Source organism: Paenibacillus aurantius (assembly GCF_032268605.1).
GTDB classification, from domain to species: Bacteria; Bacillota; Bacilli; order Paenibacillales; family NBRC-103111; genus Paenibacillus_AO; species Paenibacillus_AO aurantius.
In genome coordinates this window covers 91,039-117,925 of record NZ_CP130318.1, presented here as the reverse complement: position 1 = coordinate 117,925, position 26,887 = coordinate 91,039, and the positions used below count along the sequence as shown (strand labels likewise).

The 26,887-nt window shown below is 52.6% G+C and carries 21 protein-coding genes; all 21 read right to left on the bottom strand.

All coding sequences use genetic code 11. The annotated features are described in order from the left end of the window. Positions 1 to 5: 5 nt before the first annotated feature. The 21 genes from MJA45_RS00555 to MJA45_RS00455 all read right to left on the bottom strand — a co-directional run bounded on the left by MJA45_RS00555 (position 6) and on the right by MJA45_RS00455 (position 26,845). Entirely contained in the window at positions 6 to 1,568 is a 1,563-nt protein-coding gene (locus MJA45_RS00555) for a flagellar hook-associated protein 2 (protein WP_315605381.1), read from the bottom strand. Positions 1,569 to 1,668: 100 nt separating this feature from the next. Then, entirely contained in the window at positions 1,669 to 2,922 is a 1,254-nt protein-coding gene (locus MJA45_RS00550; protein WP_315607910.1) for a flagellin N-terminal helical domain-containing protein, read from the bottom strand. Positions 2,923 to 3,129: 207 nt separating this feature from the next. After that, entirely contained in the window at positions 3,130 to 3,363 is a 234-nt protein-coding gene (gene csrA / locus MJA45_RS00545; RefSeq protein ID WP_315605380.1) for a carbon storage regulator CsrA, read from the bottom strand. 5 nt (positions 3,364 to 3,368) lie between these two features. Then, the gene (gene fliW, locus MJA45_RS00540) at positions 3,369 to 3,806 is read right to left on the bottom strand and encodes a flagellar assembly protein FliW (protein ID WP_315605379.1); all 438 of its coding nucleotides are present in this window, start codon (positions 3,804 to 3,806) and stop codon (positions 3,369 to 3,371) included. Between the two features lie 139 nt (positions 3,807 to 3,945). After that, complete coding sequence (locus MJA45_RS00535) at positions 3,946 to 4,515, bottom strand: DUF6470 family protein (protein WP_315605378.1); 570 nt, start codon at positions 4,513 to 4,515, stop codon at positions 3,946 to 3,948. A 12-nt stretch (positions 4,516 to 4,527) separates the two neighbouring features. Further along, positions 4,528 to 5,442 carry a flagellar hook-associated protein FlgL gene (gene flgL, locus MJA45_RS00530; protein WP_315605377.1) on the bottom strand — a complete coding sequence of 305 codons (915 nt, stop codon included), beginning with the start codon at positions 5,440 to 5,442 and terminating at the stop codon, positions 4,528 to 4,530. A gap of 37 nt (positions 5,443 to 5,479) precedes the next feature. After that, positions 5,480 to 7,027, bottom strand: coding sequence for a flagellar hook-associated protein FlgK (gene flgK, locus MJA45_RS00525; RefSeq protein ID WP_315605376.1), 1,548 nt, complete (start codon positions 7,025 to 7,027; stop codon positions 5,480 to 5,482). A 33-nt stretch (positions 7,028 to 7,060) separates the two neighbouring features. Beyond that, positions 7,061 to 7,561 carry a flagellar protein FlgN gene (locus tag MJA45_RS00520; protein WP_315605375.1) on the bottom strand — a complete coding sequence of 167 codons (501 nt, stop codon included), beginning with the start codon at positions 7,559 to 7,561 and terminating at the stop codon, positions 7,061 to 7,063. A gap of 32 nt (positions 7,562 to 7,593) precedes the next feature. After that, positions 7,594 to 7,872 carry a flagellar biosynthesis anti-sigma factor FlgM gene (flgM, locus tag MJA45_RS00515; RefSeq protein ID WP_315605374.1) on the bottom strand — a complete coding sequence of 93 codons (279 nt, stop codon included), beginning with the start codon at positions 7,870 to 7,872 and terminating at the stop codon, positions 7,594 to 7,596. Positions 7,873 to 8,073: 201 nt separating this feature from the next. Next, positions 8,074 to 8,493, bottom strand: a complete 420-nt coding sequence (locus tag MJA45_RS00510) for a flagellar protein (RefSeq protein WP_315605373.1) — start codon at positions 8,491 to 8,493, stop codon at positions 8,074 to 8,076. A gap of 171 nt (positions 8,494 to 8,664) precedes the next feature. Beyond that, positions 8,665 to 9,453, bottom strand: coding sequence for a ComFC family protein (locus tag MJA45_RS00505; RefSeq protein WP_315605372.1), 789 nt, complete (start codon positions 9,451 to 9,453; stop codon positions 8,665 to 8,667). Beyond that, entirely contained in the window at positions 9,450 to 11,459 is a 2,010-nt protein-coding gene (locus MJA45_RS00500) for an ATP-dependent helicase ComFA (protein WP_315605371.1), read from the bottom strand. Before MJA45_RS00500 ends, MJA45_RS00505 begins: the two co-directional genes overlap by 4 nt. A 34-nt stretch (positions 11,460 to 11,493) precedes the next feature. After that, positions 11,494 to 11,895 carry a glycosyltransferase family 2 protein gene (locus tag MJA45_RS00495; RefSeq protein ID WP_315605370.1) on the bottom strand — a complete coding sequence of 134 codons (402 nt, stop codon included), beginning with the start codon at positions 11,893 to 11,895 and terminating at the stop codon, positions 11,494 to 11,496. Positions 11,896 to 12,113: 218 nt separating this feature from the next. Further along, on the bottom strand, positions 12,114 to 12,839 hold the full coding sequence (locus MJA45_RS00490; RefSeq protein WP_315605369.1) for a response regulator: 726 nt from the start codon (positions 12,837 to 12,839) through the stop codon (positions 12,114 to 12,116). 4 nt (positions 12,840 to 12,843) lie between these two features. Further along, the gene (locus MJA45_RS00485) at positions 12,844 to 13,998 is read right to left on the bottom strand and encodes a sensor histidine kinase (RefSeq protein ID WP_315605368.1); all 1,155 of its coding nucleotides are present in this window, start codon (positions 13,996 to 13,998) and stop codon (positions 12,844 to 12,846) included. A gap of 85 nt (positions 13,999 to 14,083) precedes the next feature. Continuing rightward, the gene (locus MJA45_RS00480) at positions 14,084 to 16,741 is read right to left on the bottom strand and encodes a stalk domain-containing protein (protein WP_315605367.1); all 2,658 of its coding nucleotides are present in this window, start codon (positions 16,739 to 16,741) and stop codon (positions 14,084 to 14,086) included. 217 nt (positions 16,742 to 16,958) lie between these two features. Next, entirely contained in the window at positions 16,959 to 18,170 is a 1,212-nt protein-coding gene (gene metK / locus MJA45_RS00475; RefSeq protein ID WP_315605366.1) for a methionine adenosyltransferase, read from the bottom strand. Between the two features lie 277 nt (positions 18,171 to 18,447). After that, positions 18,448 to 18,726, bottom strand: a complete 279-nt coding sequence (locus MJA45_RS00470) for an alpha/beta-type small acid-soluble spore protein (protein ID WP_315605365.1) — start codon at positions 18,724 to 18,726, stop codon at positions 18,448 to 18,450. A gap of 83 nt (positions 18,727 to 18,809) precedes the next feature. Further along, positions 18,810 to 19,337 (bottom strand): hypothetical protein, encoded by a 528-nt coding sequence (locus MJA45_RS00465; protein WP_315605364.1) that lies wholly within the window; start codon positions 19,335 to 19,337, stop codon positions 18,810 to 18,812. Between the two features lie 75 nt (positions 19,338 to 19,412). Continuing rightward, positions 19,413 to 22,496 (bottom strand): S-layer homology domain-containing protein, encoded by a 3,084-nt coding sequence (locus MJA45_RS00460; RefSeq protein ID WP_315605363.1) that lies wholly within the window; start codon positions 22,494 to 22,496, stop codon positions 19,413 to 19,415. Positions 22,497 to 23,008: 512 nt separating this feature from the next. Further along, positions 23,009 to 26,845: an S-layer homology domain-containing protein gene (locus MJA45_RS00455; protein WP_315605362.1), complete on the bottom strand. Its 3,837-nt coding sequence runs from the start codon at positions 26,843 to 26,845 to the stop codon at positions 23,009 to 23,011. Positions 26,846 to 26,887 lie beyond the last annotated feature (42 nt).

Genomic DNA, 26,887 nt, shown 5'->3' with positions numbered 1-26,887 from the left:
TTGTTTTACCCTTGTGGGGAGAAGTACTGCATTAGCGAGGAGCTTTGGGCGCTCATTTTGTTCATGGCTGTTTCCATTGCCGAGAACTGTCGGTAGTAGCGGTTCTCAATATCAGCCAGACGGCTGGTAAGCTTGGAAATGTCTTTTTTGACACCTTCAATGTCCTTGCTAATGAAACTCTTGTCATAAAGACTTGCTGGCGAGCCCGCCTTCTCTGTAACCCGGCTCATCAGGTTCGTTACTTCGTCGTATAAACGTGTAGCAATCCCGTCAGCACTTGTAGTAGTGGTATTATTATCGTTAGCCGTGAATAGGTTCATGACCTGTTCTGGATTATCCGTGAGCGCCTTCCGTAGCTTGGTCTCATCGATATAGAGTTTACCGTTCTCTTGGTAGCTCCCAGTCGTAATCCCAATCTCTGTAAGAGAGGCAACATCACTGGCAGGAAGTCCAGTCACATTACCCATTAAAGTGAGGCGGAATTTGCTTAGACCTGAAGTTAGGATAGAATCGTTTTTCAGTAAGCCGCTCTTCGCCTTCTCTTCCCACCGCTTGACGTCGTCTTCCTTCATTTCCTTCCTCTGATCATCGGTTAGCGGGGCAAAGTCTCTAAAGCGTTCTTCAGAGGTTTTCTTATTTACCGTTTCGATCAGCTCGTTGTATTTCTCCACAAAGGATTTAATATTGGAAATGACGGCATCAGCATCCTGAGAGATGGTGACCCGGACATCCAGTTCGGTATCCGACTGAACTCGGTTCGCGGTGAAGCTGATTCCATTAATGGAGAAGGTGTTGGACGCGTATTCTCCTTGAACCCCGTTGAACACCACAGTGGCATTTTTACCGGATATGTCTACCGCTGTAGAAGGAAGTTTAAAGACGGTTTGAAGGGTGTCATCGGCCGGGTCCGCCATGTCCAGCTTGATTCTGGCGTTTGTTCCCGTTGTAGTAGACGAGAAGAAAAAGCGGTCCAAATTAGCATCATAGCTCATTTTGACGCCTGTTGCGCTTGATTGAGCATTTACTTTTTTTACTATTGCAGAGATAGTATCATCAGGTAACAGTTCAATTGATACTGAACCTTTTTCTCCGGTTACATTTAAAGTCTTGTTGGCTGAAATTATCTTAGCCTCTGCATCACCGGCTCCTGTTGAAACAACATCTCCAGAGGTTAAAGAAGCGGCTTCCGCCAAGCTTTTTACCCTAATCGTATAGGCACCATCCCCGGAATTGGCCGTCCCTGTAGCTGTTACAACTCCCGTATCGCTGGAGGAGGCTTTTTTCACCATATAACTCGATTGCATCTTCATGTTGAACAGCGAATTTCGAAAATCCAGAAGACTCTTGTTCATGGACCGATAATCATCGCGCTGCCATTCCAACGTCTGTTTCTTCTGGGTAAGTTTATCAAGAGGCAGTCTCTTAACCTTCATCATCTGGCTGACCATGCTGTCTATATCCATGCCGGATGAACCGGTAATTCTCATCCCTACCAATTGTATCCCTCCTCTTTCATTCCGCTCTTTTCTATTAATATCGGTATCATAAGTTATCAAATGAATAGGCATATTACATAAAATATGATAATCCGTTTCATGATTACTCCATTAGAACAAAAAATAGACCCTGGAATAATCCAGGGCCCTAGAGCATTTAGCTTTGTCGATATTAACGGAGAAGCTGTAGAACGCCTTGCGGTTGTTGGTTGGCTTGAGCAAGCATAGCTTGAGCTGCTTGAGCCAGGATGTTGTTCTTCGTTTGCTCCATCATTTCTTTCGCCATGTCGGTATCGCGGATACGGGACTCAGCCGCAGTCAGGTTCTCGGAAGAAGTATTCAGGTTGTTAATTGTGTGTTCCAGACGGTTTTGAACAGCACCAAGTTTGGAGCGTTCAGAAGATACCTTCTCCAATGCATTATTAACAACAGAAATAGTAGAAGCAGCTTGTTCTCGGCTAGATACATCTACACCTTTAACTACAATCTTGTCACCGGCAGCTGGGTTAGCTAACCCAAAAACAGTTGCTAAATCCATAGTTCCTTTTGTTGTGTCTGTAAATGTAATAACAGATGTTGCAAAAGTACCGATTTTTACATTGTCTTTAAAAACGTCTGAACCTACAAAACTATATGAGCCTGGTGCAAGTTTGCTATTTGTTTGGCCAGATTCAAGATTTTTAGTGAGTTTTGCGGCACCCGCAGAGTCAATAACAATCTTATCGCCATCATTTAAAGCTGCAGCTTTTGCAAAAGTGTAAGTTCCACCTCCAGCTGTTGTCGCGACATTAGTAGCCAGGGAAGCCACTTTTTGTCCACTGGCATCAAGAAGGTCTGTACCTTTAACAGTATATGACCCAGCTGTTAAAGTTGCACCTGCTGTACCGCCAACTACACCAGCAGCTACCTCAACTCCAGAAGCTAACCCTAGACTAGCAGCTCCCATTTCATTGATTGCAAGATTCATGGTCTGATTTTCATTCGCACCAATCTGGAAAGTTCCGTTAAACGATCCATCAACCAGTTTTTTGGTGTTAAACTCAGTAGTAGTAGAAATACGGTCAATTTCAGTTACTAACTGATCAATTTCTTTTTGGATTTCTCCACGATCTGTGTTTGTATTAGTATCACTCGCAGATTGAACTGCCAGCTCGCGCATACGCTGAAGAATGGAGTGAGTTTCGTTCAAAGCACCTTCAGCAGTTTGAATCAAAGAGATGCCGTCCTGCGAGTTCTTGGAAGCCATGTCCAAACCACGGATTTGTCCACGCATTTTCTCGGAAATTGCCAGACCAGCGGCGTCGTCACCAGCACGGTTGATACGAAGACCGGAAGACAGTTTTTCAATGTTCTTGCTAGTTGCTGCAGAGTTGTTGCTCAGCTGACGGTACGTGTTCAACGAAGAGATGTTGTGGTTAATTCTCATTTCAATAATTCCTCCCTGAGTAAAGTTCTCCACTTCCATGTGGACCAGGAGCTTCAGTCGATCGGCCGCCCGACTGAATTCCTTATGATAGATATATCGTTAAAACCGGGAGGGCTTGATATGAGAGGAAACAACCTAATTTGGCCAAAATTGACCCATTTTCACATAATTCCTCTTCTATTCTACTTTAATACCCTACTTATCTCCTTATTTCTCCGTTTTACGTATTAACCCACTTAAATCCCGTCCAATCAAGCTGCTCCGGGAAGCTTCCCGGTTGGATTGCTGGATCGCAAGGTACACTTCCTTGCGGTAAACCTCCACCTGCTTCGGCGCATTAATGCCGATTTTGACCGTATCACCTTCGGTGCCGAGGACGATCAGCTCGATTCCTTCGCCGATCATGATCGACTCTCCCTTTTTCCTGGATAGAACTAGCATCGGGTTCAGCCTCCTTGGTTCTCGGGAATGAGCTTATGCTTTGTCTTGTACTCCGACTGGTGAAGGACGAGCTGCTTGCCGGTTCGGGTCTTCGTATGAATGGCCAGGGGGGCGAGCAGATTGGCGGTGGCGTCCTCCAGGGAATCCGGTACCGAAAGCATTACCATAATGACAAGATCCTCGGGTTCGGGCATACCCAGCTCCTCTTTCATCCCCTCGGTCAGCTCCACCTGGTACCCCGGGAAGAAGTAGAACGGGTCGGCGAGAATAAACGCCAGCTCTCCCTCGTCCACCGACTGAAGGTAAGAAACCGGAATCTCTCCCTCGTTGCGAATGATCATAAACCGCTGATGGTCCGGAAACCCCGGAAGCCCCTGCGGAAAAGTAAAGATTTCGTCTTCCTGCACCTCTATGTCACCAAACCAACGGGTGGTTACTAGCACGTCCCTCATCCTCTCTTAAGCGGGTTGTTTCCTCATGGGGTTTTCTACAAGAAAACCAAGGTTTCCTGCCCTTTTGTCGAAAAAAGCCAAAAAAGACGGAGAATCCCCGTCCTGCCCGGCCTCTTCTATGGAAAAAAAACTACCTAACGGTATCAATGATAGGCGGAATATACTCCACCTTGGGGTACTGCTGCATGTAAATGTCCAGCTTCCCTCTCGTGTACTCGATGATCGGCTTATGAGGGATCACGTTGATATCCACGCGGCCTTCCGTCACCTGAATCTCGGGCTTGTGGGCGGTATACCTTATGTCCACGTTATCCATGGAAGCCGGACCATAATAATCGAACTCGGGAAAATGATACGCCTCCTGCTCGGCATTGTCGGCAATGGGATTGCCGGGTTTGGAGATGTCCGCCAGGCGGTTGCCGTACTCCACCCGGTGAGCAATCCCCTGCAGCAGGATCTCGTGGGCCTGGGAATAGATGCGCTGCATCGACTCCAGGATATTGCCCTTGCCAAGAGCGTCCCACGCCCGGCTCTGGTCAATCTCCAGCTCGCCTTGTGGGGAATGGATATCCAGCTTAGCCGGCGTGGTCCGGATCTGCACCTCGGCCTTCGGCTGTTCGATGCTCTGCCGGCCCGGATCCGCGTCAATCCCAATACGGCCGTACTGCTGGCGAATTTGAAGCTGAGGAATGGAAACCACGGCCGTCCCCTCCTATCTCAGGAAGTCCACCAGGCTCGGCTGAATGAGCTTGGAGCCGACGGACAAGGAGGCTTGGTAGACGTTCTCATCCATCTTCATGTTGGTGATAACCTCCGCCATATCGGCGTCCTCGGTCTTGGACTGAAGGCTCTGGAGGTTAATGTTGATGTCCGCCAGCCGCCCCTGAATCAGGTCGATCCGGTTCATCCGTGCCCCTACCTGGGAGCGGGTTTCCAGAAACTTATCGTTGCGGCTGTCAATCTTTCCGATGAGGGAAGAGACCGCCGAATAATCACTGCTGCCCAGGGCCGTATGAAGCTCCTTGAATATTTGAAAAATGCTGTCCGTCTCGGTCGTCCCGCCGAACACTTCATTACCGTTGACGTTGATCGGCATCTTGATCCCCGCTCCGACCTCGTACTTGATCTCGCCGGAATCCGCCGGCTTAAGCGTCGACAGGTCCAGATCCGCAATTCCCGTCTTGGGGTACGGAGCTTGGGTCGTGTTCTGGCCGTTAAAGACCGCCTTCCCATTAAACGTCGAGTTGGCGATATCGATCATCTGGTTGTACAGCTCGCCCACTTCGCTCTGAATGGACTTCATGGCGGTGTCCGGGTTGGTTCCGTTTGAGCCATTTACCGCTAGCTCCCTAAGCCGCTGCAGGACACTCCCTGCCTGATTCATCGTCGTATCCGTGTAATCCAGCCAGGAGACGGCGCTGTCCACGTTGCGCTGGTACTGGTCGTTGGCCGTCAGCTCGCTGCGGTAGCGCATAGAGAAGGTAATGCCGACGGGATCGTCCGAAGGAGCATTGATTTTGCGTCCGGTCGACATCTGGTTCTGCCATTTGTCCATCCGGTGCAGGTTGGCGTTCAGGTTGCGCATGAGCTGGCTGCTCATCATACCTTGCGTTACTCTATAGGGCATTTCTTATCCACCTTTTGTCAGCTTGATAAGGCAGCCGTTATCTGCCTACGACTCCCATGCTGTTGATGACCTTGTCCAGCATTTCGTCGAACGTGGTCATGGCGCGTGCCGCCGCATTGTAAGCATGCTGGAACTTGATCATGTTGGACATTTCCTCGTCCAGAGACACCTGGCTGACGGATTGTCTTCGGGAATCCACCTGGTCGGTGAGGACCTTCTGATTGCCCGCCTGGCGGGTGGCCTCCTGGGTTTGCACGCCCAACTGGCCTACTGTAGAACGGAAAAAGTCGTCCATCGTTGCTTTCGTGTCCGGGGTACCGGCAACGGCGGCCGGAAACGTAAACTTGGTGTTGGTCAAGCCGGAGATGAGCAGCGCCATCGTATTGTTTCCTTTGATCACCGTATCGGATGTACCGGTTCCCGTAGTCCGCAGCGAAGTGGCGATCAGGTTCGGGTTATTGACGATATCCGGATTCACTTGAAAGGTCGTTCCGGTCGTCCCGGTGAAGAAATCTCCCGCCGCCGTCGGCGTATCGCTGAAGATATATCCGAGCTTGTGCAGCCCGTTTAGGCCGTTGACCTTCACCGTCAGGTCTTCCTTGAGCTCACGGTCCGCACCGGTGTAGGTTTTATTGCCGAGAACCGTGTTGTTGGGGAGAACGGAACCCTTCGGGATCGTCACCTCGATCTCTCCGTTGGCAATAGTGTTAACGAGCGTATCGATCTGGTTCTGGTAATCGGCGACGTACTTGTCCCGGGAAAGAATCATTCCATGGATTTCTCCATTGTTCAGAGCACCGGACCCATAGGCGGCACTGACGGAATCTGCCGTTAACGGCGTTGCCTGCGCTCCCTCGACCAGAGCAACCGATCCCATCGTGATCGTATAGCCTTGGGGGGAATCCTGCACCTGAATGTTAACGATCTTCGAAAGCTGATCCGTCAGCAGGTCCCGCTGGTCCCTCAGGTCATTGGCGTTGTCTCCCAAGCCTTCGACCCGCTGGATTTCGGCATTCAGCCGGGAGATCGAATCGATCTGGGTGTTCACCTGGCTGATTGTGACGTTAATGTTCGCCGTAAGATCCCCCTTCAGGTCCTCCAACTGGCGGCTCGTCGTATTGAAGGCATCGGCCATGGCCATGGCGGCTTCCCGGACAATTTTGCGGCCGTCGGTTTTTTCCGGGTCCTTGCTGAGATCGGACCACGCTTTGAAGAAATTGTTGACGACCGTACGAATCCCCGTTTCCGAAGGCTCGGCGATGATCGTCTCCAGCTTCTCGAGCGTATCCTGCCGGACCGACCAGCTGCCCAAGGATTTGTTCTCGTTGCGGAACTGATCGTCCAGAAACTTCTCGCGGATCCGGGTGATCGAATCGAATTCGACCCCCATGCCGAGCTGACCCGGTGCCGTGGAATGGGAAAGCCCTACCGCTTCGATCGGACGCGCCGCCTTCATGTTGACGACCTGACGGGAATAGCCCTCCGTATTGGCGTTGGCAATGTTGTGCCCCGTGGTGGAAAGAGCGGCCTGCTGGGTGAACAACGCCCTCTTGGATATTTCCAGACTGTGAAAAGTTGATCTCATGCGGTACTTCCTTCCTGCGGCCGGACGGCGGCCCTATGCTCTTGTATCAAAATAACCGTTGCGCTTCGCACGGGAGGTCTGCTGCATCGGGTTGCGGTAAACCGCCTCGTCCTCCGGGGGACCGAGCACGACATCCAAGGAGTAATCGATAAAAGCCAGGGACTGCTCGATCAGCTGCTGGTTGACCGCATTCAGCTGGCGGAGCTCGGTAATCCGGCCCAACAGGAGCTGCTGAAGGTTCAGCACGGTCTGCTTCTCCTCCGCGTTAAAAATCAGCTTCGTTAGCTCGCTTACGGTCACGTTCGGGCTCGGCCGGAAGCCTTTGTGAAGCAGGAACTCCATGACCGCCGCCTCCCGCTTGCCGTTCCATTCCGTGATCTGCCGGACCAGCTGGGATTCCTGCTGGACCAGCCGGTTGAGCTGCTCCACCTCGTTATGGACGAGGACGCTTGTTTTCTGCTTGCCGAGCTCGATCAGCATGCCGTGGAGGGCGGTCAGTTTCTCCATCGATTCGATTAATCCTTGAAGCGCCATGCGGGTTCACCTGATTTCTTTATGGTTTGCGTTTACTTGATGTAAGGGAGAAGCTTTTCGGCAATTTTGCCGGCATCCACATGATACGTTCCGGTGCTGACCGCCTGCTTCAGCTCAGCGATCCGTTTGCTGCGCAGCTCGGCGCTCTGCTGGGTCCCGTGAGCTTCCTGGAGCTCCTTGGCCTCCGCGGATATCTGCACCTCGTCCTTCGCTTTCCCCTTCTTTCCGGTCGTCAGGGCCTCTCGGGCCTCCTGCTGCTGTCTCTTATAGGGGTTAACGTTTCCTACTCTTGGAGTTTCGTTAATTTTCATGGTCAGTTCACCTCATTCGGTTATAAATAAAAAACACCGATAATCCTTACTCCTATTATCGGCAGCTGAATCCTTATATGTTAGATGATCTTGCGAAATTGGGTACATGTTCCTTATCCGGCGGCCGTTCCGCCGCTGCCGAAGGGTAGAGACGAGACCACGGTCCCATACGAAGCGTGGCCTTTTTGTCGAAAAAAAGCGTTATCGGTCCCTCAGCCGTTCGCTGATGTTAAAGCCCGTCTGGTTCTGCTGCCGCCGAAGCTCTTCCCGTCTCTTCTCGTCCTCCAGCGTGTTGGAGACTTCCTTCGAAAGGCGCTGCCGGCAGGAATCGCAGATGGCCTGGTCCCGGATCGGGCCTCCGCATACCTCGCAAGGGTAATGGATATTCGGCGTGTTGATAATGGAAATGCGTCCCTCGCGGATAAACTTGATGATCTGCCGGACCGGCACCTCGGTCGCTTCGCTCAGCTCCTGGAGGTCGATTCCCCGGTTGGCCCGCAAGTGGGCGATGCATTTCTCGTATTGGAGGTCCATTTCCTTGATGCAGGACGGACACAGGTCTCTAGGGTTCTTCTGGTACATTTTTCCGCAGCGCGGACAGTTGTCAACATTTAAGCTCATGAAATCAAGCCCCCTGCTTCTATATTCCCTATTCGTCATAATTACGGTTTCGCCCTCAACCGCCGCCTTTTGAAAAAGGACTCCGGCGTAAAGCCGGACAAGGCAGCCTTCCGGCTGCCTATAGTGTACAGCAAACGCGGCGGGTTTGTATATATTTACCTACTATCCGGGTTACCTGGCCCAGGCCAAACCATAGACTTCTGCCGGGAGGGCCGAGCAGATGACAGCCGAGCATTGGTTAAGTGTGCTCCCCGTCGTGTAGATGTCGTCCACCAGGACGATCCGAAGCGGACTGCCATGATGGCCAGCCCTCAGCCTCCGAACCGCTTCTTCTTCCAGGGAAAAAGCCCCCGCGAGATCCGCCAGTCGCTCCGCCCGGGTCTTGAAACTCTGCTTCCCGGTATAGCGGACCCGTCTCAGCAGCGGAACGACCGGCCGCTTAACCTCCCGGCCCAGATGCCGGGCCAGCTGTTCGGCCTGGTTGAAGCCGCGTTCCAAGAGACGCTGCTCGTTAACCGGGGTGAAGGTGATCAGGTCGGGGGCTTCGCCGTTCCACTCCCCGCTCTGAAGCAGCTTGCTGTAGCCGTGATACAGCATCCCTCCGAAAACAGGAAGAAGCTTCTCCTGCCCCCGGTATTTGTAAAGGGCGAGCCACTCCTTCATCAGTTCGTTGTACCGGACCGCACTCCGGCTGCAGCGGAAAAATGCCTCTTCCCGCCGCTTGCAGTCGTGGCACTCCTCATAACGGCCGCACATGGGGCAGCGAATGTCCGTAATCCAGGGAATTTGCCCGAAGCACCCCCGGCACAGGCCAAGCGGGGGCGGCTCTCCCTGGATGGGGGAATGGCAGATGAGGCATTCGCGGCGGGAAGGGGCCAGCATGCGGCTGGTACCTTCGATGAAATGCTTCATTCGCTGCAACCAGAGGCCCGCTCCCGCCTTGCTTTGGTTATGGTTCATGTTCTCTCCTCCTCGGGAAGCAGGTAGCACTCCTGACGGGCGATTCGGTTCATGCGGGTGATCTGACGAATGGCGCCGGCCTGCGATCCCGTTACCTCTGCAGCGGCATAATACACCCGCCCCTTCGGGTCATCCTTGGACCGGCCGGCCCGGCCCGCCATTTGGACCAAGGCGGCTTCATCAAACAGGGGAGAACCCGCGTCGAGGATCACAACGTCGGTCTTCGGCACCGTTACTCCCCGTTCCAGGATGGTGGTGGTGACGAGCATCCGAATGCGGCCCTGGCGGAAATCGACCACCTTCTCCGTTCGCTCCGCATCCTTGGAGGAGGTTCCGCCTACGACATGCTGGGGAAAGCTTCTCTGCAGCAGAGCGACCAAGGGGTCGACCAGCTTGATCTGCGGAACAAAGACGAACAGCTGGGCTCCCCGGTCCAGAGAGGCCTGAATCGTCTGCACCAGCTTGACCGGCAGAGGGCCTCCTCCGGCAAAGCTCCGTAGCGGCTTCAACCGCAGCAGAACCGGAACGGGGAGGGGGTGACGGTGGTAGCGAACCGGTACTTTGGCGTGGGGAAGCTTCCCCTTCCGAATCTCCCTCTGCAAAGCTGCCGGCGGTGTCGCCGATAGAAAAATGTATCGTCCCGCCGGCTTGGCCGCCTGAAGAGCCGCATACTGCAGCTGATCGTTGTTGTGGTAAGGAAAGGCATCGAGCTCATCGATGACGACCAGATCGAAGCTCTCCCGGAACCGCATCAGCTGATGCGTAGTGGCGAGCGTAATCTCGCCCCTTTCCCATTTGTTCGGGCTTCCGCCGTACAAAGCCACGACCGTGTTGTCCGGAAACGCCCGGCGGATACGGGGCAGCAGCTCCAGCACCACATCGCGCCTCGGCGTGGCCACGCAGACGGTGCGGCCGCGGTTCACCTCGTACTCAATCAGCGGGAAGATCATCTCCGTCTTGCCGGCTCCCGTCACAGCCCAGATGAGGAAACGGGGCTTGGCCGCTCCCCCAGCGGCTTGGCGGGCGGCGCTCTCCCGCAGGAAAGCCAGGCCCGCCTGCGCCGCCCCCGTCTGGGCCGGGCTTAAGCCCCACAGCCGCCCGGTGATAGCCGTTTCGTCATCCGGCAAGAGACCGGCGCGGGCGTAGGCAATGCCTTGCGGCGCTCGCGCCGGAGCAGCGGTAGCCGGCATGGCAGTGCTGCGCGGATGGCCCGCCCAGGGCCCCTTCGGCCCCGCAGCCGAAGCAGCACCTGCGCCAGCCTCCCGGACCTGTGCCGCCTCCGTTCCCGCCGCCCTCCCGCGCTCCGCCGCCGCTCCTTCCACGAGCAGGGCACAGAACCGTGCCCTGCCCATGGTCAGGCAGCGCTCGCAGTACGGGCACGGCCCGCCGCAGTAGGGACATTCACTGACGTTCATGCCCTCCTCTCCGCTTCCGCATCGGCGGCAGCGGAACTGAACCGTCGACCGCCACAGGAAACGGCGGTCGATCCGGTCCACCCCGGCGGCGAGCCGCACCCTCCCTTCGAGCGCGGCAAGCTGCAGGGCCGACACCAGGCCGTCGGCCCCTTTCCCTTCGTCCGCAAGCAGACGAACAAGCTCCTCCAGGAGCAGGGAGCGCCCGCGCATCGGCTCCGCCAGCCGGGCGGCCAGCGCCTGCTCGGCCCTCGCTTCCTCTTCGCTGAACGCAGCGAAGCCTGTTTTCTCCATCCGGTCGCCGGATAAGAAAACAGGCTTCAGTGCTTCTGACGCCTTTTCGGTTAGGCCAAGCTGAATCAAACGTGCCGCGAATTCCCTCCTCACTTCGTTGAGGTCCTTTGGCTGAAACCTTGCCTCTTCCAAGGCTTTTTGGAGCCAAAGGGCTTGTCCCCAGGACAGATTTGGTTCGAGCCCGATCATGCCGGTGCCGGCACCTTGGCGGAACCAAAACCTTTGATCGACCCGAATGTCCAAGGATGCGTTCCAGGACCACCGGCCGCTTCTTCTTACGGCATAGACAGTTGCCTTCAAGGAGCCTCTCCCTTTTCCCATTTATTGTAAGCGTTTACCACAAATGCAGGGCCTGCTCGGGATTGAGGTTCACCTGGTCCAGGTGAAGCAGAAGCATAGGCTGTTGGTCATGTTCCTCAAGAAAGCGATCCAGTTCCCGAGTGGACTCGTATAACCGGATATAAGGCCTTCCCCTTGCGACCTTCCGGACTATGGCGCACGTATCGTCGGTGGAGCCGTTATCGAACACGGTCACATCGGCGAGCCGTCCCCTCAGCCAGGAGAAGAACAAGAAGGAATACAAATACCATTCCATATGGCTGGCATTGTTTTTGGCGATTAGAACGAGATGTATGGCACGCGGCCGGCCGGCTTTGTGCCGGATGTAATGAACCGTATGGATGATTGCAGCGCACAGTCCGTAGATCCCGACGATCAGCAAGATTCCCATCATCATCGCGGCTACCTCCTTTGAGATAGTATATGCCGCAAGGATGCCCAGAGTTCCAAGGAATGTGTCCACTTGGGACAAGGAGAAAGCGGAAATTTGCAAATGCGGGAACGGAGGCTCCGTATGAGAAAGTCTTCTTTTCGGCCCGGCTTGAATCCTGATCCGCAGGACAAGCCCCTAAAGGTGGACACTATTGGGCCAACCCCGTCTAAGGTTTACGGCCCTTACAGGGTAACCCAGCCGTTCTTGATGGAGATAATAACCGCTTGGGTGCGGTCTTCCACTTCCATCTTCTGCAGAATGCTGCTGACGTGGTTCTTGACCGTTTTCTCGCTGATGAAGAGCACTTCCCCGATCAGCTTGTTGCTTTTGCCCTCTGCCATCAAACGCAGCACTTCGGCTTCCCGTTTGGTCAGCGGAGAGTTCGGCGTATGTATATACTTGACTCCGGCTTCCTTCATGGCCTGTTCGCCGCTCATGACCCCGCGTTCGTCGAGATAGGTCATCCGGCGAAGCTGGTTGATGAGCTTGCCCGTTACCTTGGGGTGAATGTAGGCATACCCGGAAACAACGGAGCGGATGGCATTGATGAGCGACTCGGCTTCCATATCCTTAAGCAGGTAACCGGAAGCGCCTTTGCGAAGCGTCTCGAACACATAGCTCTCATCATCATGAATGGAAAGGATAATGACCTTGATCGCCGGGAAGATCTCTTTCAGCTTCTCGGTTGCCGCGACTCCGTTCTCCACCGGCATGTTGATGTCCATCAGAACGATATCCGGCCGAAGCTGGTTGCAGAGCTCAATGATCTGAATGCCGTCCCCGCACTCCCCTACCACTTCCAGGTCGTTCTCCATGTTGATGATCCGCTTGACGCCCTCTCGAAAAAGCTGATGATCGTCCGCCAGCACCAATCTAACTGTTTTCTTAGCTCCTGCTGTCATTGGCATTCCTTTACTCCTCTCTCGTCTCCGGTTTAATCGGAATTTGCATGGTGATCTTCGTACCGCCCTCCTGACTGGATTCGAATTGCATACGTCCCTCCAGCAGCTCGATCCTTTCCCGCATGCCCATTAACCCGAAGTTGGTTCCTTTGCTGATCTTGGCTTCCACTAACTCGACATCAAAGCCCTTGCCGTTGTCGCGGACGACAATCAGCACGGTTTCTTTCGTAAAGGTGACCTCGAGAGAGATAAAGGATGCTTCCGCATGCTTCATCACATTGGAAAAAGCCTCCTGAATCAAGCGGTATATCGCCACTTCCATTCCGGAGGGTAAGCGGGTTTCTTTGCCATAGAAGTCAAATTGGGTCCGGATACGGGTCTTGTCTTCATAATCCTGAACAAAGCGGCGAAGCGTCGGCACCAGTCCGAGATCATCCAGGGCCATGGGCCTCAGATTGAAGATCATCTTGCGGACTTCCTCCAGCCCGGTTCGCACCTGTCCTTTCAAGTCCACGAGCTCTTCCTTAACGGCATCGTACTGCTGCATCCCGAGCATCCGTTCGGATATTTCGGTCCGCAGGACGACGTTCGCCATCGTTTGAGCCAAGCCGTCATGAATCTCCCGGGCGATTCGCTTCCTTTCTTCTTCCTGGGCCAAAATAATCTTAAGCCCCAGCAGCTGCCGGTTCTTCGCCGATTCCAAAATACGGGTGACCCGCGACAGGTCTCCGGACAGATACTCAAGGATCACGTCCATCTGGGAAACGAGGCTTTCCGCCCGTTCCACCTGCCTGTCCACGTTCTTCACCCGTTTCTGGAGATCGTCCCTTCTGGATTTCAAGTGGGTTTCTTTCTCGCGGTAAATCGTAAGCTGCATCTGAAGCTGGGTTGCGGAGTCGTACGCCACCCGAATGTCTTCTTCCTTGTACTTATGGAAGTCCCGGCTTACTTCCGTAAGCCGGATTCTTGATCTTCTATATTCCAGTTCCAGCCTGTCCACTTGGTCAATGGTAGACGAAGTTTCTTCCATGACCTGCTGGAGTTCTCTGTACAGCGAATCTCGTTCCGCCCGGACACTCTCGCAAATTTCAAACAATTGGTATTTGCTGCTCTCCATCACTTCAATCGCATTTTTGATCACCTTATCGATCGCATCCACCTGCAAGTCATCCGGACTCCTTCGCTAAGCTGTACTTTGTCCTATATTCTATCATATTACGACTCGTTTGAAGTGATATAATAGTACTATTTTACTCCATGGTGACCGTATATGTCGCCTGGTCCCAGGATACTTTCCATCCCAGGTTCTCCGACAGAATACGCAGGGGAACCATGGTGACTTCGTTTTTGAGCACCGGAGGCACTTCCGCCGTTACATATTTGCCGTTCACATTCAAGTTGACCTGGTCGATCCACAGCTCGAGAAGCTTGCCTCCCCGCGTCACGATTACCTTACGGTTGTCGTTGTCCCACTTCACTTCTCCACCAAGCGCTTCCGTTACAAAACGAAGCGGCACCATCGTGTTGCCCGCCGTCAGATAAGGAGCAGGGGATGGCGCAAGGCCCAGCGTTTTGCCGTTCACCGTGACATTCGGGTTGTTGATCTGCAGCTTGATCTGGTTAAGCGGGAGAACAGGAGCAGCTGTTTTGTACTGGAACGAGATATCGTCGAAGCCAACCGTTCCGGTTGCTGCTCTCTCATCCTGGCCTTGGGCCGGATTCGCGACATAGATTCGCTTCACCTTAATCGGGTAAGTAAAATTATAAGCGGTCAGATCGGCGGATACCGGCTTCCAGCCTGTCCAGTCGATGGCCCGGGTTAGATCCACGAGCTTGCTAGTGCCGGCCGCATCCGTAATTTCAGCGCGCAGCCAGTTAAGGCTCTTGTCTCCCAACACATTCAATTTAAGGGATTGCGGATTGCCGCTCACCGGCAGCCCGTTGTCGCCAAACTTCACATAAGCGGCTTTCGTTCCGGTTCCGGCCGTCATGTCATACGTCAGCTGCAGGGCTTTGTTGGTTGCCGGAAGCCCCGACAGGCCCGGAACAATGCTTACCGTCCCTTTCACGTCAGCGGAAGAGCCGAGGTAGGATACCGGTTGGCTGGTCTGATCGAAGTCCGCCCAAACCTGCGTGCTTCCGATCGCCATAGCCAGGTTGGCCGAGAAGCCGTCATATTTGGCAATAAGCTGGCCGGACGTCGTTCCCGTCAGATCGCCGACATGCAGCGTATCCCCTTGCACCTCTCCTTTGAAGCCTTTCACTTCCCATTGGAAAGCATCACCGGAAAGCGTCCGTTCCTGCCCGTTTTTCAATCTGGCCACCAGGGATAGCTTGATGTCCGCCCCTTGGGTCAGAATGGTATTCGAGGCTTGAATCCGCAAGCTTTCGAGATCGGTCCGTCCGAGGACGTTCACATTCAGCGTTTGCTTGGCTTGCCCGGAGACCGCTGTTATCGTGGCCGGTCCTTTTGCAGTCGGGGTGAAGACGTTCCCGTTAAACGTTCCGCTGGTACTGGACCATTGAGCCGCCGCTTGTCCGATTGGAAGCGGGTTGTAGTAGATGTCGTAGCCTTTGATCTGGTAGGGAGCCTTTTCCCCGATCAGAAGGTTTTTCTCTCCTTCAATATTCACGGCGAGGGCCGGGCCCTTCGGAGCTGTCGTCCATACCCCCACCGCATTGACCACGGGACGCTGGTAAGTCGGGGCATTTTCTGTTTCGGTTACTAGTTTAACGCCCGTCTCCCCGAGAGGACGGCTGACCATCTGGGTGGATCCGCCTCCATCCAGTAGAAGCCCTTTCCAGATGCCGACCTTGACCATAGCCTGCTGAAGCTCGGTCATGCTGAGCCCTTTGCTGTCCCCGGAATTTTCCGCCGTGAAGAGGTAGGCATACTTGCCGTCCTGGGAATAGCCGAGAGCCGTCCGTGCCCGGTAGCCTCCCAAGCCGTCCAGCTCCCTCGAGAACGCGGCCGGCTTGCCGCCATCAACCAGAATGGTATGACCGCCGATCATGGTTTTGAAGTCTTTATAGTTGTAGGTTTTGGTAGGATCCTGGGCGATGATGCTGTAATCCGCGTTGATCTTGTCTCCTACCTTGAAATGGCCGGTAATGAATTCGGCTGCCTTGCCGGAAGCACGCAGAATATAGCCGTCGCTCGGAGGGATCATTTGAATGACGCGGTCGGGGGCGATCTCTTTAACGATGCCGTTCTGAACCAGAACCTCCGTCGGGCTCGTCACGCCGTCATTGGAACGGTCGATTTGTCCCCAGGCATCCGTATACATAAAAAGTCCGTCGATCATGCTGTGCTGTCCGCTGGGCTCGAACCAATAGTAGGTTTTGTTTATGCCGCCGAGAGCATAGCTCGCTCCATCCGGGGCTTTAACCGAGCCGGTAAAGGTAAACAAGTCGATGATCGGCTTGTTGTCTTTCGTCACGGCAAAGCTGTACAGGCCCGGAAGAAAAGGCGGCGTCGCCATAAGCTCTCCGTTGCTGATCTGCGGCCCTTCCGGCGTTCCTTCCGCTTGGGTATTGAAGAAGTCTCCGTTCACTCCGGCAACCGCTCCCGTTTCCGTGGCCATTCCGCTGACGGACTGCTTCTTCGTAAACTGGTTGTTCTTGCCGGTCATGACGTCCAGCTTAACGAGCGGGTTGTTGAGCGCTACTTCTATCACTTTGATATCGGTATGAATGGTAGAACCGCTTCGGACGGTGGAAAAATCATATTTTTTAAGAATGGCGCCGGACGTAATGATGTCCTCGCCCTGGTAGACAACGGCGGGTTCGGCTGCCATAACATTAACGGGTACCCAAGCAAAGGTCTGTAGGACCAGCGCCAGAGCGAGGGCGATTTTGATGCGGCGTGGAGTCTTGGGGGCTGTCTTGGTGGCTGCTTGCGGAAACATTTTCTTCAATCTCCTCCAATTTCTGAATCGTTCTCTACAATCTTCGATTCTTTCTATCGTTTTGTGTTCCTTACCTATATATAGACTCTACCTATATGGAAAAAGTTACGTTTCTCTTTACAATAATTTGTTGACCGTAATCGGGCGAACTCCATAAAAACGACAAAAAGCCCATTTCCGTTTGGAAATGGGCTTCGGCGTCCTCGGGGACGTTGAATTAGGCGTTTTGGAAAGCTTGCGCTTTAAGCGTCTCGGCTTTGTCGGTGCGCTCCCAAGGAAGATCCAGATCGTTGCGGCCAAAATGGCCGTAAGCCGCCGTTTGACGATAGATCGGACGGCGCAGATCAAGCTCCTTGATGATACCGGCGGAGCGCAGGTCGAAGTTCTTCTCGATCAGCTCGACCAGCTTCTCTTCGCTTACTTTGCCGGTACCGAACGTATCGACAGCGATCGAGACCGGACGGGCCACCCCGATAGCATAAGCCAGCTGGATTTCGCACTTGTCGGCCAAGCCGGCAGCGACCAGGTTCTTGGCAACATAACGGGCGGCATAAGCAGCGGAACGGTCCACTTTCGTCGGATCCTTACCGGAGAAAGCACCGCCGCCATGACGGGCATATCCCCCGTATGTATCGACGATGATTTTACGTCCGGTCAGGCCGGCATCCCCTTGAGGTCCCCCGATAACGAAGCGGCCGGTCGGGTTAATGAAGTATTTCGTCTGATCATCGAGGAATTCCGCAGGCACCACAGGGGAAATGACATGCTCCTTGATGTCCTTCTGGATCTGCTCGAGCGAAATTTCTTCCGCATGCTGGGTGGAAATGACGATGGTGTCGACACGCACCGGTTTGTCCCCTTCATACTCGATGGTCACTTGCGTTTTGCCGTCCGGACGCAAGTAGTCCAGGGTTCCGTTCTTGCGCACTTCGGACAAGCGGCGGGACAGACGGTGAGCCAGGGCAATCGGCATTGGCATATATTCAGGCGTTTCGTTCACGGCAAACCCAAACATCAAGCCTTGGTCGCCCGCGCCGAGCGCTTCGATTTCTTCGTCCGTCATTTGGCCTTCCCGGGCTTCGAGAGCCTGGTTAACCCCTTGAGCGATGTCAGCCGACTGCTCGTTAAGGGAGGTAAGAACGGCACAAGTCTGGTGGTCAAACCCATACTTCGCCCGGGTGTACCCGATTTCTTTAATAGTGTTTCTCGCGATTGCGGAAATATCCACATAATCGGCACGGGAACTGATTTCTCCAATAACCAGAACCAATCCGGTAGCCACCGATACTTCGCAAGCTACGCGGGCATTGGGATCATTTTCAAGAAATGCGTCCAGGACGGCGTCCGAGATTTGGTCACAAATTTTATCCGGGTGACCTTCCGTAACCGATTCTGACGTGAATAAGCGACGAACGCTTGAAGATGCCATATCCGCTCAACCTCCCATAAAAAATCAACCTTCTCCTCCAGGAAAAGGTTGTGTTCACGACCTTCATTACATCATAGTACTGTAATTGTCCATAGGTGTCAAATCCTGATAACGTTTGTCGGATAAGGAGGAAAGCACCGTTTGGTCGTTTGATTTTGTTGTATGGATGGTAATGCTATTGGAGCTGATCTCCCCACGAAAAGGATACAAGAATTATGGCATTCCGGTTAATAAAATGACGACAAGAACCTTGGCCGTTCTAAGCTTTAATTAAGGGTTAAGTTAAGTCAAACAAAGCGGCTTCGGCGCGTTCGATCAAGCGGCGTGTAATATGCCCGCCTACGGAGCCCGAGTCACGGGAGCTAATGTGGCCCCAATAATCTTCTTTCAAGGATCCGCCCGAAATCGAACCCAACTCCGTGGCAAATTCCGTATCAACCGACAAACCGGACACCTGCTTGCCTACCGGCAGACCAAGTTCAGCGGCGATTTCGTACTTCAGCATGTCCAAGGCTTGCTTCGATTGGGGAACCACTTTGTTCTTGTTGTTGGCCACTTGGAACACCTCCTTGGGATGTATCCCTAGTTTGGCTCCTTGGGCCTAACCTACCCGTATAAGATTATGCCAGGCTGGATAAATTATGGGGTGACGATGGACCCGTCGGCATTCGTGAGCTTAAAGCCACCTCGGACCATGACGAAAATGATGTCCTGCTTAACCCGGGGATCCGGCTTGATTCCCCGGCCTTCTCTCGGGAACATTAACAAATGATTGATCTGTACCGGCGCGTTAGGAGCCACGTCAATTCCGGCCGTCACGTCCGGAATTCCGTTATCGTCGCTGCTTACCGTCAGCGTCTTGCCATTACGGACAATCAGCTCGGACCCCGCATTCAGGGTTAGGGTTTGTCCCGCTTTTAGTTCCACGACGCTGGTCATTAACCCACCGCCCGTTCCTGGGCTGGTTGGGGGAGTGCTGGGAATTTGTTTGGCGACTTCCTTCTGAACCAACTGCTGCAGCTGTTGGTCGACGTAGCTCTTCGTGATCAAAGGATCGTCCACATTCCCCGGCTGGGTTGCCCCATCGGCTTGGCTGTAAGCGGCATACCCGGTCAACAAGATAGCGGCCAGGGCCACCGGCGTCCCGACCTTCTTCCATTTCTTCATTAGTACCCTCCTGGTGTAAGAAAATAGGAAAAGAGGCCGAGATTTCTCCCGACCTCCTTTCTTTGGTGATGATTATTACTTAACGATGACTTTGAAGAGCAAGGATTTTCCGTTATCTGTAATGACGTTAACATTGAAAGAGTCCTTGTCTACTGCATTGATATTGCCAAAGTTTTTGTTAGCTGCGAAAGTAGGCACAATGTTCTTGAATTTCGCTGCCGTAGTCAACTCAACACCATATTGATCAGTGACTTTAACTGCGTCAACTACCAATTCATTAAGGCCGCCTTGAGCTCTATATGCAGCCAATTGAGCAGTCGTTACAGAGATGAGTCCGTCGGCTTCCTTAGTTACTCCAGCAGTAGCATCAGTTGCGTTAGTCCGCGTTCTAAGCTCCAATTTGTCAGCAACTGGAGCAACATTGCTTACTACGAAATCTTTGGTAATGGAAACAGCCCCATCTTTTGTATTACCTGTTACAACTGCTTGGAAAGTCTTTTCTTTATCAGTGCCACCCAGGTTGATATCAGATGTTGCCGAGACTTTACCAGCGTTGTAAGCCAAGTAAGTAGATCCAGTAACCGTTACAGTGTAGTAGGACTGGTTATCTACAGGAAGAGCAACTTTCGTTCCATCTGCCAGCAAGCCATTTACAGTGATCGACTTAGAGTAGTCCCCAGTGACAGCCGGATTAGCTGGAGTTGCTGGCTTTGCATACACTTTTGCAATATCTGCAATTTCATAGTTCGAAATTTCTTTTTGTTCTACCGCACGAACCGTAGTTGTATAATCACTGTTCGCTACGTCTTTCCATTGTCCATCTACATATTGCTGCAGTTTCAAAGTAATTGTAGCCGTTCCTTTATTGTTACCAGCAGACAACGTTACTGTTCTGTTGGCATCGGCTACAAATGCTTCGGTTGTGCTAGTATTTCCTGCTACTACTTGGATAATGCTAGCGTCGGAAGTTTTCACACTTACACGGTAAGGGTTAGTACCACTAAGAGTAGTGTCATTAAGCTTCCATGCACGGTTGTACTGATCCAGAAGAGTTACTTTGTCAAATGGAACGGAAGTAGTTCCACCAATAGCAACTGCTTTCTTAAGATCCGTTACGCCTGTTACTACCGTACCTTTTGCATTTGGTTGCAGGGTAAAGGTCAAGCTAGCCAGTTTACCTGTAGCCGTAACAGCATTGATATACACAGGAGTGGACTGAGTGATAGTAACACCACTGGTGTCAACAATCAGCTTGGAAACACCTTTTACATTGTCATTTGTAAAGTAAATTGCATCAACTGCAGTACCAGTGAAGCCGGAAACATTCAAGGAAAGCAGGCTTTCTTGGCTGCCTCCATCGGTGATATCTTTCGTGATAGCGGCACCGAACTGGTCAACGGCAGTGAAAGGAATTTCAATCTTTTCCCCAGCTGCAGCCACATCCGGAGCAGTCAACGTAAGAGTATCTACTTTTGCTTTGTCAGCAACAACTACATCAAAAGTAGCACGATCACCAGTTGTTCTGGAGATAATGTTAACTTGAGTCGTTCCTGCAAGCAAAGATCCGTTTTGAACATTGCCAGTATAGCCATTTGCCAGAGCAAGTACCGTACGCTTGGATCCATCAATTGTCTCTTCAGTGAATGCTGGAGTGTTTTGTCCTCCTGCTACACTTGCAATTGTCGGATTAGTAACCGTAACGATTACATCTTGAGCAAGCACGCTAGCTGGTACGTTGTTACCATATTGATCCTTTGCATCAATAACCAGTTTGAAGTTGCTAGCTGTGGAATTAACATTCAAGGACTGTTTGTCAGCCTCAACCGTATTAACCAGCTTCTCTACTTTGATCGTTGCTGCTTTAGCAACTGGAGAAACAGTAAGCAGGGAAGATGCAAAAGTGCCGGAAGCCGTGTGAAGCAGCGTAGCATTTACTTTTTCGTCCAGGGAGAAAGTCAATCCTACTGGTGCTGTAATTTCCATAACACCCGCAGTGCTAGTAATGTTGGCAGTACCTTTACCAACAGTTGGGGTCAGGGAACCAGCATACGCGGAGGTTACATCCTCATTGTATTGGTTAAATACTTTGTAGTTAGTACGGATAACAGCAGCGTTCGAACGATCAAAGGAAGCTTTGTCGTTGATAGTAATCTTCGCTACTTTCTCGTCTTCAGCCGAGATCGTTTTGTTAATGTTAGCTGCTGCGATACCAGCTACCGAAACCGTGTAATCACCTTTAGTCAGCTTAGTAGCCAATTCCAGGTTCAACGTCATTTTGTCATCGGAGAACGAAGACTTGGAAACGTTGATTGGCACGGAACCCTTGGCTACCGTAGCCGACACTTTGGTCGTATCAACAGGCTGGTTGAACTTAACGGCAATCTTCTTAGCACCAGTGACTGTTACACTGGATACTTCAGCTTGGTCGAATTTAACCGTAGCTTTGTAGATAAATCCGTTGTGAGGAACAGCGATTACCGTTTCTTGTCCCGTTACAAGCGGAGTGTCAAGAACTACAGTTTCTTTCTTGTCATCGCTGAACAGAACTTCTACCGTTTTGCTGTCGAGGATTGTAGTGGATTTAACCGTTACTTGCTTAACAGCCCAAGCCGCGTAGGTGGAATCAACCAGGTCAGCGCGCTTAGCTGGTACTGTGTAGTCGGATTTGGTGCTTACCAAACCGTATTTAACAGCCGTTGCTACGTATTCTTTAGCCCAGCCAGCCACTTTGCCGGAAACGGCATCCGTGGACAACGGAAGGTCAAAGTTACGTACCAGTACGGTTGCGAGCTGCTCGATCGTAACGTCAGCGGATGGGTAGAACTTGCCTACTTCCACTCCGTCCATCAGCTTGTTCTTCGTTACGGCACCGATGTAGCCTTCAGCCCAACCAGCGCCTACCAGGTCGTTGTAGACCGAGCTAGCTGCTTTGTCTTCGCTGTAGCCGTTAAGCAGGGTAAGGATTTTCGCGTATTGAGCGCGAGTCATGTTCTGGTCAAGACCAGCTGCTCCGCCGTCTACACCTTCAAAGATGCCTTTTGCTTTCAGTGCATCGTATTTTCCTTGGGTGTCCAGTGCTGGGTCAGCAGCGAATGCTACGCCTGCGAATACACTGGCAACCATGGAGCTGGCCAAAGTCAAAGATAAAATTTTCTTCATAACCTTTTTTTCTCCTCCTTGATTGTCTAACGGGTTCTGTTTATTTTTTTGTAGAAAATTGGAGCTCGTTTCCCTCATTTGTCGATTCACCCCCTTCCCAGAGTTGAGCGCGTTGCTATCAGAATGAAGTCTGCAGCTCGTACCGCAGAAACTTGTAAACAAAGATAGAAAAATAGAGTCTCTAAACGCCACCCTAGCCATTATACAATGGCGGATATACAGCGTAAAGAAAATTTTTGAGAAAATCATCCATGGAAGCTAAGGAAGAACTTTCCCGTTTTTCTAATCACAAAGTATTAAACGTCGGTGTTGCGAAAAAGTTGCGGCGTTCGAAAAAAAGTTTCAACTTTTTGTTTCAGCTTCATTTTCAAAGACCATCCAAGGCTTTATCTACATGTTAAGGATCAATTTCCCCTGCAAAACCTAGTATACATGGTGCGTCATCCAAGCCATCCGGTCTATTTTCCAATGAAAAAACCCGCCTCCGGGGAGACGGGTTTGTCGAGTTTCGGTTAGTTCAAGTTTTTCGGGAAGATTTTTGTCGATTTCTGAAGAAGTCGCACGGCGATTTTGCCGGCCTGGTCGCGGGTCAGCTTGGCTTTTGGATTGAAAGCCACGGTGGACTTCTTCTCTCCCGGCTTAGGCGCGACTTCCTCGCCCAGCATGATCCCCGCCTTGAATACCGCATCGATAGCCGGCACGGCGTAGAAATCAATGCTCGCGGCATCGGTAAAGTTCTTCTCCAGCGATTTCTTAAGCTTGTCATCGTTGATGGCCAGCTTCAGCTCAAGGGCACGCGCAATCATAGCCGCTGCCTGCTCCCGGGTCAGAGGAGCTATCGCTCCGAAGATCCCGTTCTCGATCCCCGTTACGATCCCCGCACGGGCCGCTGTCTCGATATGCTCGTAATCCCATGTCTTCAGCTTCATGCCTGGACTGATATCTGTAAAAGACGGCGTCCCCTCATAATTCAGAGGAATGTTCAGGGACTTGACCAGCAAAGTGGCGAATTCCCCGCGCGAAGTCATGTCATACGCTCCGAAGCTGTCGTTATGAATGTTCACCATCAGGCCCTTCGAATACAAGCCGTCGAGCACATTACGGGCCCATCCATGATCGGTAATGTCCTTATAGGAGCTGCGCAGCTTGGTCACCATGTAATACCCGAATTCGTCAAAAGGCACGGTGATCGTGTTGGCCTTGCTGTCTACTTCTCCTCCGATATTCTCCCATTTGCCTCTCTCGGTAAACTTAAAGACGGTCACCAGGCTGCTCGCTTCATCTACCACGCTGGTGTTGAATTTCAGCTTGAGTGTCCCCCGGTTGGTGGGAACCAGCTTGCGCTGCGGCTCAAATTCCGTGAAGGTTCCCTCCACGGCGTAAGGATCCAAGCCGTTGGTGGCCGGTGAATTATAGTTTTCCGCTACGCCCCCGTTGATGTAGTAGATCGGCGAGATGGTGGTAAAGTTGCTGCGGTCAATGGTCGAGGTGAAGAGTCGGACCATTTTCTCAAGGACCGGTATTGTATAATGGCCGCCGTTGCGGGAGTCAGTCCGCGTGTCGGCATTCAGTCCCTTGATCTCGCCGTAATCGTTGACCTTCTCTACGGATCCGTCGGACGGGTTGGCAATCCCGAACAAGAGAATGTTGCTGTCATAGAACTGCTCGATGCCGTTCGTCGGGATGGCTTTCTTCAGAATGGTGCCTTTCGGGAAGCTCAGCTCGATGCCCTTGTTCAAGACGCTATGCTTGCTGTTGATCTTCTCTTCAAAGGCTGTTCCGGTCTCAATACTGCTCGTATAGAACACCTTGACCGTGTCGGTCACCGAATCTTTGCCCCGCTTGATGGTAATCTTAAGCGAATTTTCTTTGTCCGGCTTCAAGCCGACATAGTCGTAAATGAAGCGGTCCTTGTAATCGGGACGCTTGACGGCCGGCTGGCCTTCAATGGTAACCGAGTCCGCTCCTTCGGCATCGATGTCAAAGTGGATGAAGTTTTTGTTAACGACAATCCGGTCTCCCACTGTTGGTTTAGGAGATTTGATGGTATAAGGCGCCGCTTGACGCACCAGCTCCAGAACCCGTGTGACCTTGGCCCCTGAAGTGTTGGTGAGCTCAAGCACATAGGTTTGAGAGCCAGGCACGTCGATCTTGATGTTCTTCAGCCGGATGACGAAGCCGTCCTGCTTGCCGGCCAGATCATAGGCGGTCATGCCCGTTCCTTCGGGTGATGTGTAAGTGTAGGTATCGGAACGGGTTTCCGTCACGGGACTTAACGAATACGAGAAAATAACGGTACCGCCGAGCTTGATTGTGGCTTCCTTCGCCCCGCTCCCTTTAAGAACCAGATCGAACGGGTCCCGCTGGGTCGTGGTGTATTTGTTATTGCTGAACACGAAATCCGGGGACGGATCCTTGAATATATTCTTCTCGTCTGTCAGGTCCAGCGTTCTTCCGAACTTGGGAATGAGAACCGGCTGGAAGCGTTCAATGGTGGCCACGTTCGTGTCGATGATGTAGATTTTGATCTGCTTCTCGATGTCACGGAAGGTTCCGTTGTCGACATAGCGTGCGGTGAACACAATCCGGTTCTCCCCGTAGTACAGCTCGGTTCCGCCCTGGTTCATGATCAGGTTGAAGTCGAAGTTATTGTTGGTGTCGACAGAGAAGGTCTTCTTGACCCCGTTGATAAACAACTCGGCATTCTCCGCCGTTCCGGTAATCAGCTGCCCTTTGAAGCCGACGAATTGCCCTTTGACGTTGATCGTCTGGACACCTTTGCTGGAGTCAAAGGAGAAGCTCTGTCCGTCATACAGATTGTCAACCGAGATGTAGTTGGTCGAAACGTAATTGACATTCGCGGTCAGGGTCGAACTCAAATACCGTCCAGGTGACGGGTTGTAGGCATACAGCTGGAACTTGACCTGCTGGCTGCCGTTCGGCAGTCCGGTCACCTTATAGATCTGCTTGGCGGTTTTGGCCGTTCCAAACGAGTTGTCTGACTGGATGCTAGTCAAGTAGGTTAGGTTAAGCGGCACGGTAGCCAGAGGCTGGAGAGATGCCCTAAGCTCGTCAAACGGTTTGTCCGTTTCGGCAAGAATATAGAAGGTCTCGCTCTTCACTTCCGAATTGTTTAAAGCAACGGCGTTGGCGATGCTTGGAGCGGCTTCGTTGAAGTTAGGGAGCAGGGACACACTTTTGAGTGCCACTTCATTAGGAAGATACTGGAACCCCCTTGCAAGGCTGCCCGTAAAGTTGTCGTAGTTCACCGATACGGTAACGGATTGATTCTGATCATACACCCCTCCTGTGTTTTGGAAGGAGTAGGCGTTCGTCGTAAAATCGATCAGCCGGTAAGACGGATTGCCCGGAATGGTCTGCTGAGACGGGTCTGTCGTAATGGCCGAGCTGGTCGGAGTGAACGGGGTGTCCACCGTATTGATCTTGATCGTCGCTATTCCCGTTCCGAAGAAATCCTTGCCGTTATCCGGAACGAGCAGCTTTCCCCGGATCTGCCCGGTGCTGCTCGGACCCGTAAAACTAGGCGAGTCGTCGAGAATGGATTTGCGCACGCCATCCTGGATTAGCTCCAACTCCACAAACGGATTCTGCGGATCGTAATAATAGACATCGCGGGAAACCTTTAGCTGGTTCGTCTGGTTCTCGATGATGATGTCCAGTCTGTTCTTGCCAGGCTTGATGCGGAAGGTCGGAGAAAAGAACGTTCCATCTTCCAGAATGGAAGCGCCCGACCCGTTAACCCAAACCCGGGATCCGTTCTGGACTTCGCCCTGCAGGTAAATCATGTTGCCCGCCATGACGACGCTTGTCCCCTCGTTCAGGTTCACAGGGTTGTCGTTGCCAGACCCTACCTTAAGGGAACGGAGGTAAGGGATATCTTCATACAGCACATAGAACACGTCGGCCTTCGCGACGCCTCCCTGCATGCCGGTAAAGGTGACCTGGTTGTAGCCCGGGAACAGTTCCACATTGCGCGCCTCGAATTTATTGGAGGACGTGGCCGCAACGGATGCGGTAAAGACATGCTGGTTGTCCGTTACAAATTGGCCGGCCTGGTTCTTGCTCAGCTGCTCGACCTTAACGGACAAGGAATCCGATGCGACGTACTGGAAGGTCCCGGTTACGGGCAGTGTGCTTTTGCTGGCCAGAAAAGCGGTAGAGCGATTGACCGAGGTTAGCGGAATGTTGGCGCTGGCGGCAAGCTTGACATCGTCCGGCGTAAAGAAGTTCGCCGCCGCTTGGGCTTTGCCGGCGAAGGCGGGGAACAGGCTCACCAACAGCACGAAGGCCATCAGCAGACTGGTTCCTCTCTGGACATACGTTTTCAACTTTAGTTCTCCTCCTTGCGATTCTGGGGTTCTGTAGTGGGT

Bases quoted from the DNA above. Each gene is read 5' to 3' on its own strand.
- MJA45_RS00505 (WP_315605372.1), bottom strand. From the start codon at position 9,453: ATGAACCATAACCAAAGCAAGGCGGGAGCGGGCCTCTGGTTGCAGCGA.
- MJA45_RS00555 (WP_315605381.1), bottom strand. From the start codon at position 1,568: ATGCCTATTCATTTGATAACTTATGATACCGATATTAATAGAAAAGAG.
- flgM (WP_315605374.1), bottom strand. From the start codon at position 7,872: ATGAAAATTAACGAAACTCCAAGAGTAGGAAACGTTAACCCCTATAAG.
- flgL (WP_315605377.1), bottom strand. From the start codon at position 5,442: ATGCCCTATAGAGTAACGCAAGGTATGATGAGCAGCCAGCTCATGCGC.
- csrA (WP_315605380.1), bottom strand. From the start codon at position 3,363: ATGCTAGTTCTATCCAGGAAAAAGGGAGAGTCGATCATGATCGGCGAA.
- flgK (WP_315605376.1), bottom strand. From the start codon at position 7,027: ATGAGATCAACTTTTCACAGTCTGGAAATATCCAAGAGGGCGTTGTTC.
- MJA45_RS00490 (WP_315605369.1), bottom strand. From the start codon at position 12,839: ATGCCAATGACAGCAGGAGCTAAGAAAACAGTTAGATTGGTGCTGGCG.
- MJA45_RS00495 (WP_315605370.1), bottom strand. From the start codon at position 11,895: ATGATGATGGGAATCTTGCTGATCGTCGGGATCTACGGACTGTGCGCT.
- MJA45_RS00550 (WP_315607910.1), bottom strand. From the start codon at position 2,922: ATGAGAATTAACCACAACATCTCTTCGTTGAACACGTACCGTCAGCTG.
- MJA45_RS00460 (WP_315605363.1), bottom strand. From the start codon at position 22,496: ATGAAGAAAATTTTATCTTTGACTTTGGCCAGCTCCATGGTTGCCAGT.
- MJA45_RS00510 (WP_315605373.1), bottom strand. From the start codon at position 8,493: ATGAGCTTAAATGTTGACAACTGTCCGCGCTGCGGAAAAATGTACCAG.
- MJA45_RS00480 (WP_315605367.1), bottom strand. From the start codon at position 16,741: ATGTTTCCGCAAGCAGCCACCAAGACAGCCCCCAAGACTCCACGCCGC.
- metK (WP_315605366.1), bottom strand. From the start codon at position 18,170: ATGGCATCTTCAAGCGTTCGTCGCTTATTCACGTCAGAATCGGTTACG.
- MJA45_RS00465 (WP_315605364.1), bottom strand. From the start codon at position 19,337: ATGAAGAAATGGAAGAAGGTCGGGACGCCGGTGGCCCTGGCCGCTATC.
- MJA45_RS00520 (WP_315605375.1), bottom strand. From the start codon at position 7,561: ATGGCGCTTCAAGGATTAATCGAATCGATGGAGAAACTGACCGCCCTC.